A 13,642-nucleotide genomic window follows, 5' to 3' on the forward strand; every position below is an offset into this window, starting at 1 on the left:
GTCGACCAGTACAGGGTTCGATCTGCCACGGGTCGTCGTCGGATCTACCCTCGCCGGTGATGATGCGCCCACCTCCCGGAACCGCCCTCGTCCTGGCACACGAGGACGACCGCGACCGCGGTCGTGTCGAGGCCGGGTCGCTCGCCGACGCCCTCCGCGGCCGCGGACTCACACCGAGCGTCCTCCACCCGTCCGACGACCTCCCCGACCCCGCGACGGTCGAGGCGGTCGTCGTGCTGGGGTCCGTCGACTCCGCCTACGACGACACGCTGCCGTGGCTGGGCCCCGAACGCGCCTACCTCGCCCGCGTCGTCGAGGCCGGCACCCCGACGCTCGGTGTCTGCTTCGGCGGGCAGGTCCTCAGCCGCGTCCTGGGCGGGGTCGTCGCGCGGTCACCGCGACCCGAGGTCGGGTTCGTGGGTCTGACCCCCGACGCCGGCGCCGCGCCGTGGATCGACGACGGGCCGTGGATGCAGTGGCATTTCGACCACTTCACGCTCCCACCCGCCGCCCGGCGCCTCGCGCACAACGACGCCGGCCTGCAGGCGTTCGTCCGCGGACGGGTCGTCGGGACCCAGTTCCACCCCGAGATCACCGCCGCATCGTTCGCGGCGTGGCGTCAGGGCTGGACGCGCGACTCCGAGAAGCAGGTGCAGGCCGACTTCGGCATCGACGTCGACGACCTCGCCGCGCGCATCGAGACCGACCACACGCCCCTGGCCGCACGCTGCGCCCGACTGCTCGACGGGGTCCTCGACGGCGGTCTGCTCGAGACCTGACCGCCCACTCGACGTCGGTTACCGCCCACTCGACGTCCGGGGACGGGGCGGCGCGGGTCAGGCGAAGGCGACGACGCTGATCACGCCCGCGACGAGGCAGTAGACGACGAACGGGTACATCGTCCGGGTGCGGAAGAACCGCTCCAGGAACGCCACCGCCACGAGCGCCGCGACGAAGGCGCACACCGCCCCGACGATCACCTGTCCGCCGATGCCGTCCCCCGCGGGGCCGAACAGCTCCGGGATCTTCAGCACGCCGGCCGCGAGGATGACGGGGGTGGCCAGCAGGAACGCGAACTTCGCCGCCGCCTCGTGGTCCAGACCGCGCAGGAGGCCCGCCGAGATCGTCGCCCCCGAGCGGGAGATGCCCGGCAGCAGCGCGAGGACCTGCGCCGCGCCGATCGTGAAGGCGTCGCGGTAGCGCAGGGAGTCGATCTCGGCGTCGGGGTCGGCCTCGGCGTCGACCGTGGCGGCGTGCGCACCCGTCGCGACCCGACGTCGCAGCACCTCGGCGGCCAGGAGCACGAACCCGTTCGCGACGAGGAACACCGCGGACGCCAGCGGTGTCGCGAACACCTGCCGCAGAGGCTTCTCGGCGACGAGTCCGACGATCCCGACGAGCACCGTGCCCACGATGAGCAACCAGGCGAGCCGCGCGTCGGGGGTGTCGATGCGGCGGCGCACGACGCTGCCGACGAACCCTCGGACGATGGCCACCCAGTCGCGGCGGTACCAGACGACCAACGCGAGTGCGGTCGCGACGTGCAGGGCCACGAGGAACGCGAGGAACGGTGTGTGTCCCTTGCTGTTCGACTGCGTCACCAGCGTCTCCCAGTTGCCGCCGATCCACGCGGGCACGAGCAGCGAATGGCCGAGGCTCGACACCGGGAACAGCTCGGTGACCCCCTGCAGCAGGCCCATCACCACCGACTGGGTGTAGGTCAGCGAACTCACGGACATCCTCTCGTCGACGGGCCCGACGCGTCAGTCGCCGAGCACCAGATCCAGCCGCACCCCGAGCAGCCGAACGGGCCGGTCGAACTCGAAGCGGTCGAGAAGAGTGTGCACCGACGGCTCGATGTCGGCCGGATGGGTTGTCGGCGTGGGCAGTTTGCGTGATTTCGTGCGGGTGAAGAAGGTCGCTGTGCGGACGGTGACCGCCACCCGGAAGACGGTGCGCCCCTCAGCGCGCACCAGCGCGAGGACATCGGCGGTCAACTCCGACGCCCGGCGGTGCAACTCGTCGACGTCGGTGATGTCGGTCGGGAACGTCTGCACCTTCGAGTGCGACCGCGCCACATGCGGTTCCTCGGTGATCGTCGAGTCGCCACCGCCGCGCGCCAGCACGTACAGCCAGGTTCCCTGGTGGTTGCCGAACCGGTCGACGAGCGCCTCGCGGGGCGTCGCGACGAGATCGGCGACGGTGTCGACCTGCATCGCGGTGAGCTTCTGCGCGGTCTTCGGGCCGACACTCCACAGCTCCCGGCAGGGCCGATGACCCATCCGTTCCATCCAGGTGGCGGTTGTCAGGATGTCGACGCGATCGGTACCGAGGGGCTGGGTCTTGGCGAAGTTCGTGGCCATCTTCGCCCGCTGCTTGTTGTCGCTGATGCCGACGGCGCACGTCAGACCGGTCTCCTCCCGGATGCGGCGCTGGATCGACGCGGCGAGCGCATGCGGGTCGTCGACGTCGGCGCCGACGTACGCCTCGTCCCAGCCCCACACCTCGACGGGCACGCCCAGCCCCCGCAGCACCGACATCACCTCGTCGGAGGCGATGTCGTAGGCCTCGTGGTCGGTGGGCAGGTAGACCGCGTCGGGGAGCTTGCGGTGCGCGGCGCGCAGCGGCATCCCGGCGCGGATCCCGACGTCGCGCGCCTCGTACGACGCGCAGGTGACCACCGTCCGAGGGGCCAGTGGATCGCCGGTGCCGCCGACGACGACCGGGACGCCGACGAGCTCGGGGGCGCGCTGCCGCTCGACGGAGACCTGGAACTGATCGAGGTCGACATGCAGGATCCATCGGTGCCGTACCGACTCGCGCGGATTGTCGGCATCGGTTGTTGTGACGTGACCCTCGCGTGCCCTCGCCGCCATTGAGCCATTGTCCCGCGTGTGGGATCGTGTCGGGTGCCGCACAGACACACGACGTCGGGGGACGTACGGATTTGCGTGTCTGCGCTGCTCAGACGTGCCGTGTGGTCCACCGGCACGATGAGTTGCCCGCCCGGGCCCGAGACGAAGTGGTAGTCGCATGACCTTCGCGAGCCGACGCGCGCGCCGCGTACGACCAGTCCTGTCCGCTTTGATCGTCGCGTTGATCGCGGCGTTCGGGCTGGTCACGGTAGGTACCGGCACGGCCAGCGCCTGGGGCCCCCGCCCCGCGCCGACGTTCAAGTCGGCCACGATCAACGGCTACGGGATGCCGAACCCGGTCATCCGCACCTGGGCGTCGACGACGACCAACCCGGCCCAGGCGCCGACGGTGATCTTCCTCGACGGCCTGCGCGCCACCAACGACGTGAACGGCTGGGAGAAGGAGACCAACGTCGCGTTCCTGTGCCAGCACGGTTACAACGTGGTCATGCCCGTCGGCGGGCAGTCCAGCTTCTACGCCGACTGGGACGCCCCGAGTCCGTCGGCCGGCCAGACGCGCCCCTACCGCTGGAACAGTGTGCTGACGGGCAGCCTGCCCGACTACCTGAACCGCCTCGGGTTCTCGCGCAACCGCACCCTGGTGGGCCTGTCGATGTCGGCGGCCCCGGCCATCATGCTGGCCACCAACCGCCCCGACCTCTACACCCGCGCGGTCTCCATGTCGGGCTTCCCGCATCCGACCGCGCCCGGCATGCAGACCATGCTGCGCGCCGCGGCGTTCGACTCCGGCCGCTACGACCTGAACGACATGTGGGGCATCTTCCCCAACATCAAGGCCTTCCAGAACGACCCGTGGTTGAACCTGGGCGCGATGCGCGGCCGTCACTTCTGGATCTACGCCGCCGCAGGCATCTGGAACGGCCCGCCGACCAACATCGCGACGTTCGGCACCGGCTTGTCGGGCTCGGCGCTCGAGGTGGTCTCGCAGGAGCAGTCCCAGACCTTCGCCCTGGCGGCCCGCGCCGCGGGTGCGAACGTGCGGTCGAGCTTCTGGCCCGTCGGCATCCACGCCTGGCAGTTCTGGCAGGCCGAGATCTGGCGCATCGACCAGGCCGGCTGGTTCCGCAACGGCTGAGCCACGAACGCGGACCGTCGTTGTCCGCGTCGGGTGACATCGTCCTCCGCGTCACCACCTGAGACGAGAGGAACGAAGCGATGACCAGCACAGAACCCGCCGCAGCCGCATCCACCACGGTCCCCGGGGGTCCGTGGACCCTCGAGGTCGTCATGCTGCCGGTGAGCGACGCCGACCGGGCCAAGGAGTTCTACACCCGCGTCGGCTTCAACCCCGACCACGACCACGTCGTGCCGCCGGGTGCGCCGGGCAACCCCGGCGACACCCCGGTCCGCTTCGTCCAGATGACCCCGAACGGCTCGAACTGCTCCATCGCGTTCGGGGACGGCCTCGTGGGCGGTGAGCCCGGTTCGGTGAAGGGCCTGATGATCTGCGTGACCGACATCGAGGCGGCGCGAACACATCTCGCCGACGCCGGCGTCGAGGTCAGCGAGGTCGACGTCCAGCCGTGGGGCCACTTCGTGTACTTCGCCGATCCGGACGGCAACGAGTGGTCGGTGCAGTACCTGCCCTATCGGCACGCCTGACCCGCCCGGCCTGGGGCAGACTGTGTCCCCATGGCCACCATCCGCACCGACGTCCTCGGGCACCTGCAGAGCGCGGGCGTCGAGATGCTCGTGGGCACCGTCGTCAACCCCGCCGGACTGACCCACGCCAAGGTCGTCGACGTCGCCCGGGTCCCCGCCTTCGCCGACGCGGGGCTCGGGGTCAGTCCGGTCTGGCACGTCTTCACCATCGACAGGACCGGGATCGCCTACACCGACCGCTTCGGCGCCGTCGGCGATCAGCGCATCCGCGTCGACCTCGACGCCGTCCGCATCATCGGCGACCACGTCGCGTGGGCACCGGCCGAATTCGTCGACCAGTCGTTCGCCCCGGTCGCTGCGTGCGCGCGCACCACGCTGCGTCGTGTCGAGGAGCGGCTGTCGGCGGCGGGGCTGAGCGCGCTCGTCGGGCACGAACTGGAGTTCACCCTGCTCGACGAGGCGGCCGCCGCGATGCCGGCCACGATGTGGGCGCAGTACGGGCTCGCCGGGGTCCTCGAACACGAGGCGTTCGTGCGCGACGTCGTGGCCTCGGCGCGACGGGCGGGTGTCGAACTGGCGCAGATGCATCCCGAGTACGGCAGCAACCAGTTCGAGGTGTCGCTGGCACCGCTGTCGCCGGTCGCCGCGGCCGATCAGGTGGTGGCGGCCCGGATGGTGATCGGCCGCGCGGCGCGGCGCCACGGCATGCGCGCCTGCTTCTCGCCGAAGCCGTTCCACGACGGCGTCGGCAACGGTGCGCACCAGCACTTCTCGCTGGCCGACGCCGACGGTCCCCTCTTCTCCGGGGGCGACGGGCCGCACGGACTGACCGGCCGGGGCGGCTCCGCGATCGGCGGTGTGGTCGCGGGCCTGCCGGAGGTGCAGTCGGTCCTGTGCGGGTCCATCCTCTCGGGTCTGCGTGTGCTGCCCGGGTTCTGGGCCGGCGCGTACGCCTGCTGGGGCACCGAGAACCGTGAGGCCTCGGTCCGGTTCATCGAGGGCCGTCCGGCGAACCCGCTCGGCGCCAACGTCGAGGTGAAGATCGTCGATCCCTCGGCCAACACCTATCTCGCGTCCGCGGCGATCCTCGGTCTGGCCGCCGACGGGATCGACCGTGGCGTCGCCCTGCCTCCGGAGACCACCGTCGACCCGGCGGCGCAGTCCGACGCCGAGCGCGACGCCGCGGGAACGGTGCTGCTGACCGGCGACCAGTCGGCGATGCTCGACGCCCTCGAGGCGTCGTCGCTCGCCCGGGAGGTGCTCGGCGACGAGGTCGTCGAGGCGACGCTCGCGGTGCGGCGGTACGAGGCGTCGATCTACGGCGACCGCTCCCCCGCCGAGCTGGCCGAGGAGTTCCGGATGGCGTGGAGCGTCTGAGCACGTGCCCGTCGACGCCGTGCGGGAGCACGTCTCCCGCGTCGAACTGATCGATCACCACGTCCACGGACGATGGGCGGCCGACGGCGACGCCGCACGTCTGGCCGCAGCACTCAACGAGGCGGACACCGACCCCGTCACGGCGGCCGCGTCCGGGTGGCACACGCAACTCGGCTTCGCCGTGCGCGCCCGCTGCGCGCCCCTGCTGGATCTGCCGCGACACGCCACCCCGGTGGACTACTGCGCCCGTCGGGCCGAGCTCGGCGAGGACGAGGTGTCGCGCCGGTTCCTGTCGGCCACGGGGGTGTCGACGTGGCTGGTGGACACCGGTGTCGATGCCGGCCTGGCCGACCCCGATGATCTCGCACGCCTCGGCGGTGGCGTCGCGCACGAGGTGGTCCGGCTCGAGGAGGTCGCCGAGCAGGCCGCGGCGTCCCCCGGCGCCTACGCCGACGAGTTCGTCGAGATCCTCCGTCGCCGAACCGCCTCCGCCGTCGCGACGAAGTCGGTGATCGCCTACCGCGGCGGGTTCGGCGGCGACCTGTCGGATCCACCGGCGCGGCTCGTCGAGCCGGCAGCGGAACGGTGGCGGGCCGAGGGCGGTGTGCGCCTGACCGATCGGGTGCTGCTGCGGTTCGGACTGCACCGTGCGCTCGATGTCGGGTTGCCGCTGCAGTTCCACGTCGGTTTCGGTGACCGCGACGCACGTCTGGCGGCGACCGATCCGCTGCTGCTCGACGAGTTCCTCCGGGGCGCAGGCGATGTGCCGATCATGCTGTTGCACTGCTACCCGTTCGAGCGGCAGGCCGGCTACCTGGCGCAGGCGTTCGGATCCGTACACCTCGACGGCGGGTTGGCGATCCACCACCTCGGGTCGCGGTCGGGGTCGTTCATCGGGCGTCTGCTCGAGATGGCCCCGTTCACCAAGCTGCTCTACTCCTCCGACGGATGCGGACCCGCCGAGTTCCACCACCTCGGCGCGGCCCTGTGGCGTGACGGGCTGGCGGAGGTGCTGTCGGGATTCGTCGACGCCGACGAGTGGTCGGTGGACGACGCGATCGGCGTCGCCGACCTGATCGCACACGGCAACGCCCGCCGCGTCTACGGCCTCTGACCGCGGTCCCCCGGCGTCACCCACCGGCGCACCGCCCCGTCAGCGACCTCCCCGAGTGGGCCACAACCCACCCCCGAGCGGGCACAACTGCCCGCCGACCGGGCCGAAACTTCCTGCCGAGTGTGCCGATCCCCGGTCAGCGCCGGGACGACACCGGTGCCGGCGCGCCCCGCGCGATGAGATCGCCGCCGCGCTCGTAGTCGTCGTCGCAGTGATGTGTGAGCACCCCGACGGCCACGCCCGAGGCGTCGACGTACCAGACGGTCAGCCCTCCGTCGGCGTGGTCGACGGCGATCGCCTCGGCGTACCCGTCACCCCACGAGCTGTACTTCACCGTCTCGTCGCCGATCTCGGTCCAGAAACCGGGAACCGCGTCCCACTGTGCGTCCGCCCCGGCCGCGGCGGCACCCGCCACCCGCCCCTGGTCCTCGGCGTCCTGCCAGTGTTCGGTGGGTATGGGCCTGCCGGCGGTCGCGTTGATCGCCGACGCGACATCGCCCGCGGCATACACGTCACGCGCCGAGGTCCTCATCGACGCGTCCACCGCGATCCGCTCCGACCGCATCGCCAGGCCCGCACCCACCGCCAGATCGGTCCGTGGGGTGACACCGGTGGCCGCGACGATCAGGTCGACGTCGACGGTCACACCCGAGTCGAGCACGGCGGCCATGCCGTCCCCCGGCATCCCCAACACCGACCGGACGTGTGCGCCGCCGACGTACCGCACCCCGGCGTCGTCGAGGATTCTCGCCAGCCGTGTGCCCGCGTCGACACCGAGGCGTCGTCGCTGCGGGACGTCGTCGGGGCCGACCACCGTGGTCGTCACCCCACGTGCCGCGAGTGACGCCGCCGCCTCGCACCCGATGAAGCCGCCCCCGATCACGAGCGCCGACGACGAACGCGCCGCCCATCCGCGGAGCGCGTCGGCGTCGACGACCGATCGGACCGTGGGCACTCGCTCCCCACCGGCGGCGGGGAGCGGAACCGGTGCGGCCCCGGTCGCGATGACCGCACGGTCGTAGGCGATGACGTCGTCGTCGGTCCGCGCCTCGTGACGATCCGGGTCGAGGCCGGTGATCGCGGACTCGGTGCGGAGTTCGATGTCGTTGTCGCGATAGAACGACGCCGGCTGCAGAGCGATGGCCTCGAGGTCGGACTCGCCACGCAGGAAGTCCTTGCTCAGGGGAGGCCGCCAGTAGGGTGCGTGCGGTTCGGGCGTGGTGATCACGACGCGGCCGCGGCCACCGTTCTCGCGGTAGGCCTGTGCTGCGGCCACCCCCGCGGGTCCGGTGCCGACGACGAGCAGTGCGGTGTCCATGTGGCAGGGGTACCCGCTCTGGGTCGAACCCACGCATCGTCAGATGCTCACCCTGCTCACCCCGCCCACCGGGCCGAAACCCACTGCCGAGCGTGCCAGAACCCACCGCCGAACGGGCCGAAACCCCCCGCCGATCGGGCCAGAACCGATCACCGAACGGGCCAGAACCCCTCGCCGAGCGGGCCGACGCGATCGGTCACCCGATCGAGGGATCCGACGCGCTCGGTGGTGCGTCCAATGTGTATGAGCGATCCCATCCGTCCGTTCCTCGTCACCGCGCAGGGCCTGCCCGCCGGCATGACACCGCGCGTCGTCGCGCGGGACTACCTCCGTCTCCACCGTGGCGTGTATGCCGAGCCCGGCGTGCCGCTGAGCTCGGTGGAGACGATCCGCGCGGCATGGCTCCGCGCGGGTCCCGACACCGTGGTGGGCGGGGTCAGCGCCGCTGTGCTCCACGGCGCGACGTTCTTCGACCACGGCGACCACGTCGAGCTGCTCCGCCACCCGAACGGCCAGGGGCGACGGTCACGGAACGTGCGCATCATCCGAGCCGACCTCGACCCCGTGGACGTCGTGGTCGTCGACGGCATGCCGACGACGTCGCCGGTGCGCACCGCCTACGACCTGGGTCGCCGGACACCCGGTTGGCTTGCCCTCGCGCATCTCGACGACCTCACCCGCGCAACCGATCTCGACCTCGCCGAGCTGTGGCGGTTCGTCGTGGATCACCCGGGAGTTCGCGGGATCAGGCAGATCCGCGGTCTGATCCCGTGGATCGACCCCGGCGCGGAGTCGTCGGGCGAGAGCTGGACACGTCATCTGATCCTCGCCGACGGTCTGCCCAGGCCCGAGACCCAGGTCAACGTCTTCGACGCGACCGGCCGGATTGTCGCCCGATTCGACCACGCCTATCGCGAGGAGAAGATCGGCGTCGAGTTCGACGGGTTCGAGTTCCACTACAGCGCGGAGCAGCGTGCCGCCGACGCAGCCCGCGACCGTGAGACCGCGCGACTCGGCTGGCACACCGAGCGCCGCAACAGCCGACAGCTGTCGGAGGACCCGATCGGGTTCCTCGCCACCCTCCGGGACCTCCTCGAGACCCGCGCGCCGCGCCGTCGCAGCGCCTGAGAGGTACGACGCGCCCGCTCGGCGGGGAGTTTCGGCCCGGTCGGCGGGGAGTTTGTGCCCGGTCGGCGGCGGTTTTCGGCCCGGTCGGCGGGGTGGAGACGCAGAACGGCCCCCACCCGGAGGTGGGGGCCGTTCCGTGACTCAGTTCTTACCGGTAGTCGGACGAGAAGCCGTAGTCGTCCAGCGGGACCGCAGCACCCGACGGGGCACCGAAGGTGCCGTCCGGGCTGTAGTAGGTGTCGTCGTAGGACGGCACCGCGTACGCGGCGGCACGCGCCTCCTCGGTCGGCTGCACCTGGATGTTCCGGTACCGGTTGATGCCGGTGCCGGCCGGGATCAGCTTGCCGATGATCACGTTCTCCTTCAGACCCACCAGCTTGTCGCTGCGGCTGTTGATCGCCGCGTCGGTCAGGACACGCGTGGTCTCCTGGAACGACGCCGCCGACAGCCACGACTCGGTGGCCAGCGAGGCCTTCGTGATGCCCATGAGCACCGGACGTCCGGCTGCGGGCTCGCCGCCCTCGCCGACGACGCGACGGTTGGCCGCCTCGAACTCGGCACGCTCGGTGAGCGAACCGGGCAGGAACTCGGTGGCGCCGGAGTCGATGATCGTCACGCGACGCAGCATCTGACGGACGATCGTCTCGATGTGCTTGTCGTGGATCGACACACCCTGGCTCCGGTACACCTCCTGCACCTCGTTCACGAGGTGCACCTGCACCTGACGCGGGCCCATGACGCGCAGGACCTCGTGCGGATCCGCTGCGCCCTCCATGAGCTGCTGTCCGACGTCGACGTGGTCACCGTCGGCCAGCAGACGCTCGGAGCCGTCGTCGTGACGGAACACGCGCAGACGCTGACGCTTCGAGATCTTGTCGTAGACGACCTCTTCCGAACCGTCGTCGGGGATGATCGTGATCTTGTAGAACCGATCGTCGTCCTCGAGACGGATCCGGCCGGCGACCTCGGCGATCGGGGCCTTGCCCTTGGGGACACGGGCCTCGAACAGCTCCTGGACACGCGGCAGACCACCGGTGATGTCGTCGCCGACGCCACCCTGGTGGAACGTGCGCATCGTGAGCTGGGTACCGGGCTCACCGATCGACTGGGCGGCGATGATGCCGACCGCCTCGCCGATGTCGACGAGCTTGCCGGTCGCCATCGAACGGCCGTAGCACATCGCGCACACGCCGGTGCCCGTCGTGCAGGTCAGCACCGACCGCACCTTGACCTCGGTGATACCGGCCGCGAGGAGTGCCTCGATGGCCGGGTCGCCCAGGTCGTGGCCACGCTCGACGACGACGTTGCCGTCGGCGTCGAGTGCGTCCGACGCGAGGGTCCGCGCGTAGGCGGACGTCTCGACGTGCGGGTCGCGGATCAGCGTGCCGTCGGCCTGCTTCTCGGCGAGCGTGACGACGATGCCGCGCTCGGTGCCACAGTCGGTCTCGCGCACGATGACGTCCTGGCTGACGTCGACGAGTCGACGGGTCAGGTAGCCCGAGTCGGCGGTACGCAGAGCCGTGTCCGCCAGGCCCTTGCGGGCGCCGTGGGTGTTGATGAAGTACTCCGCAACCGTCAGGCCCTCGCGGAACGAGGACTTGATGGGACGCGGGATGAACTCACCCTTCGGGTTGGTCACCAGACCCTTCATGCCCGACAGGTTGCGGACCTGGGTCATGTTGCCCGTCGCACCCGACTTCGGGATCATCGCGATCGGGTTGTCCTCGGGGTAGTACGCCTCCATCGCGGCGCCGACCTCTTCGGTGGCCTGCTTCCAGATCTCGACGAGGGCGTCACGACGCTCCTCCGACGTGAGCGCACCGCGCTGGAACTTGCGCTCCAGACCGTCGGCCCGCTCCTCGTACTTGTCGAGGATCGCGCCCTTGGTCGGCGGCACGAGCACGTCGGCCATCGACACGGTGACACCCGAGCGGGTGGCCCAGTAGAAGCCGACGTCCTTGAGCTTGTCGACGGTCTGCGCGACCACGATCATCGGGTACCGCTCGGCGAGGTCGTTGATGATCACGGCCTGACGCTTCTTCGGCATCTGCTCGTTGACGAACGGGTACTCCCGCGGCAGCAGCTCGTTGAAGAGCACGCGGCCCAGGGTGGTCTCGATCGTCCACGCCTGCCCGAGGGTCCACCCGTCCGGGAAGTGCTCGGCCTCGACGTCGGCCGGCGGACGCTGATCGGTCAGCCGCACCTTGATCTTCGCCTGCACCGACAGCACGCCGCGGTCCATGGCCATGATGGCCTCGGACGGGGTCGAGTAGACGCCGCGCTCGACGTCGTCGTCGGACGACGCGGTGTACTCGCCGATCGCCCCGTCCTTCTGGGTGGTCAGGAAGTACAGACCCGTGACCATGTCCAGACGCGGCATGGCGAGCGGACGACCCGACGCCGGCGACAGGATGTTGTTCGACGACAGCATCAGGATGCGGGCCTCGGCCTGCGCCTCCGCCGACAGCGGGAGGTGCACGGCCATCTGGTCACCGTCGAAGTCGGCGTTGAAGGCCTCACACACCAGCGGGTGCAGCTGGATCGCCTTGCCCTCGACGAGCTGCGGCTCGAACGCCTGGATGCCCAGACGGTGCAGCGTCGGCGCGCGGTTCAGCAGGACCGGGTGCTCGGCGATGACCTCTTCGAGGACGTCCCACACGGCGGGGCGCTGACGCTCCACCATGCGCTTGGCCGACTTGATGTTCTGCGCCTGGTTCAGGTCGACGAGACGCTTCATCACGAACGGCTTGAACAGCTCGAGCGCCATCAGCTTCGGCAGACCGCACTGGTGCAGCTTGAGCTGCGGGCCGACGACGATGACCGAACGGCCCGAGTAGTCGACGCGCTTGCCGAGCAGGTTCTGACGGAAACGACCCTGCTTGCCCTTGAGCAGATCGCTCAGCGACTTCAGCGGGCGGTTGCCCGGTCCGGTGACCGGGCGGCCGCGACGACCGTTGTCGAACAGGGCGTCGACCGACTCCTGCAGCATCCGCTTCTCGTTGTTGACGATGATCTCGGGCGCGCCGAGGTCGATCAGTCGCTTGAGGCGGTTGTTGCGGTTGATGACGCGGCGGTACAGGTCGTTGAGGTCCGAGGTGGCGAAGCGACCACCGTCGAGCTGGACCATCGGACGCAGCTCCGGCGGGATCACCGGCACCGCGTCGAGGACCATCCCGAGCGGGGAGTTGCCCGACATCTGGAACGCCGCGACGACCTTGAGTCGCTTGAGCGCGCGCAGCTTCTTCTGGCCCTTGCCGTTGCGGATGGTGTCCCGCAGGATGTCGGCCTCGGCGTCGATGTCGAAGGTCTCGAGGAGCTTCTTGATCGCCTCGGCACCCATCGCGCCGGTGAAGTACTCGCCGTAGCGGTCCTGCAGCTCCCGGTAGAGCCGCTCGTCGATGATCATGTCCTTCGGGGCGAGCTTGGTGAACTTGTCCCAGATCTCGTCGAGCTCGTCGAGCGCACGCTGCGCGGTGTCGCGGATCTTGCGCATCTCGCGCTCGCCGCCGTCCTTCACCTTGCGACGCGCGTCGGCCTTGGCACCCTCGCGCTCGAGCTCGGCGAGGTCCTCCTCGAGCTTCTTGGCGCGCTCCTCGAGGTCGGAGTCACGGGTGTCGGCGACACCCTTCTTCTCGACCTCCATCTCGGCCTGCAGCGTCGACAGCTCGTTGTGGCGGAGCTCGTCGTCGACCGAGGTGATGACGTAGGCGGCGAAGTAGATGATCTTCTCGAGATCCTTCGGCGCCAGGTCCAGCAGGTAGCCCAGGCGCGACGGGACGCCCTTGAAGTACCAGATGTGGGTGACGGGTGCGGCCAGCTCGATGTGGCCCATCCGCTCACGACGCACCTTCGCGCGGGTCACCTCGACGCCGCAGCGCTCACAGATGATGCCCTTGAACCGGACGCGCTTGTACTTGCCGCAGTAGCACTCCCAGTCCCGGGTGGGGCCGAAGATCTTCTCGCAGAAGAGCCCGTCCTTCTCCGGCTTGAGGGTGCGGTAGTTGATGGTCTCCGGCTTCTTGACCTCGCCGTAGCTCCACCGGTGGATGTCGTCGGCGGTCGCGAGACCGATCTTCAGTTCGTCGAAAAAGTTGACGTCGAGCACGTGTTGCCTCTCGTGTTGCTCTGGGTCGATGAGGGCTGGTGGAGGTCGGTGCGCCCGGCTCG

10 protein-coding genes are annotated in these 13,642 nt (G+C 70.2%); 6 read left to right on the forward strand and 4 right to left on the reverse strand.

Translation table 11 applies throughout. The features are described 5' to 3' along the window. Positions 1-59 precede the first annotated feature (59 nt). On the forward strand, positions 60-779 hold the full coding sequence (locus ACXVUM_RS03145; RefSeq protein WP_458520416.1) for a type 1 glutamine amidotransferase: 720 nt from the start codon (positions 60-62) through the stop codon (positions 777-779). A 57-nt stretch (positions 780-836) separates the two neighbouring features. Here the strand turns inward: ACXVUM_RS03145 and ACXVUM_RS03150 are convergent, their stop codons facing one another. Next, the gene (locus tag ACXVUM_RS03150; RefSeq protein WP_458520417.1) at positions 837-1,733 is read right to left on the reverse strand and encodes an undecaprenyl-diphosphate phosphatase; all 897 of its coding nucleotides are present in this window, start codon (positions 1,731-1,733) and stop codon (positions 837-839) included. Between the two features lie 30 nt (positions 1,734-1,763). Continuing rightward, complete coding sequence (locus tag ACXVUM_RS03155; protein ID WP_458520418.1) at positions 1,764-2,876, reverse strand: DNA polymerase IV; 1,113 nt, start codon at positions 2,874-2,876, stop codon at positions 1,764-1,766. A 157-nt stretch (positions 2,877-3,033) separates the two neighbouring features. Here ACXVUM_RS03155 and ACXVUM_RS03160 point away from each other — a divergent pair, with 157 nt between their 5' ends. From ACXVUM_RS03160 to ACXVUM_RS03175, 4 genes are all read left to right on the forward strand, one after another. Further along, the gene (locus tag ACXVUM_RS03160) at positions 3,034-4,011 is read left to right on the forward strand and encodes an alpha/beta hydrolase-fold protein (protein ID WP_458520419.1); all 978 of its coding nucleotides are present in this window, start codon (positions 3,034-3,036) and stop codon (positions 4,009-4,011) included. 80 nt (positions 4,012-4,091) lie between these two features. Further along, entirely contained in the window at positions 4,092-4,538 is a 447-nt protein-coding gene (locus ACXVUM_RS03165) for a VOC family protein (RefSeq protein ID WP_458520420.1), read from the forward strand. A gap of 30 nt (positions 4,539-4,568) precedes the next feature. Further along, positions 4,569-5,915 (forward strand): glutamine synthetase family protein, encoded by a 1,347-nt coding sequence (locus ACXVUM_RS03170; protein ID WP_458520421.1) that lies wholly within the window; start codon positions 4,569-4,571, stop codon positions 5,913-5,915. A gap of 4 nt (positions 5,916-5,919) precedes the next feature. Then, a complete protein-coding gene (locus ACXVUM_RS03175) occupies positions 5,920-7,029 on the forward strand; it encodes an amidohydrolase family protein (protein ID WP_458520422.1) in 1,110 nt (369 codons plus the stop codon). A gap of 136 nt (positions 7,030-7,165) precedes the next feature. Here ACXVUM_RS03175 and ACXVUM_RS03180 read toward each other — a convergent pair whose 3' ends face one another. Next, a complete protein-coding gene (locus ACXVUM_RS03180) occupies positions 7,166-8,347 on the reverse strand; it encodes an NAD(P)/FAD-dependent oxidoreductase (protein WP_458520423.1) in 1,182 nt (393 codons plus the stop codon). Between the two features lie 243 nt (positions 8,348-8,590). Between ACXVUM_RS03180 and ACXVUM_RS03185 the strand changes: the two genes are divergently transcribed. Then, the gene (locus tag ACXVUM_RS03185; RefSeq protein ID WP_458520424.1) at positions 8,591-9,475 is read left to right on the forward strand and encodes a type IV toxin-antitoxin system AbiEi family antitoxin; all 885 of its coding nucleotides are present in this window, start codon (positions 8,591-8,593) and stop codon (positions 9,473-9,475) included. Between the two features lie 148 nt (positions 9,476-9,623). On the opposite strand, the gene ACXVUM_RS03190 is transcribed toward ACXVUM_RS03185, so the two are convergent. Further along, on the reverse strand, positions 9,624-13,580 hold the full coding sequence (locus ACXVUM_RS03190; RefSeq protein WP_458520425.1) for a DNA-directed RNA polymerase subunit beta': 3,957 nt from the start codon (positions 13,578-13,580) through the stop codon (positions 9,624-9,626). Between the last annotated feature and the right edge of the window lie 62 nt (positions 13,581-13,642).

The organism is Williamsia sp. SKLECPSW1, from assembly GCF_054332755.1.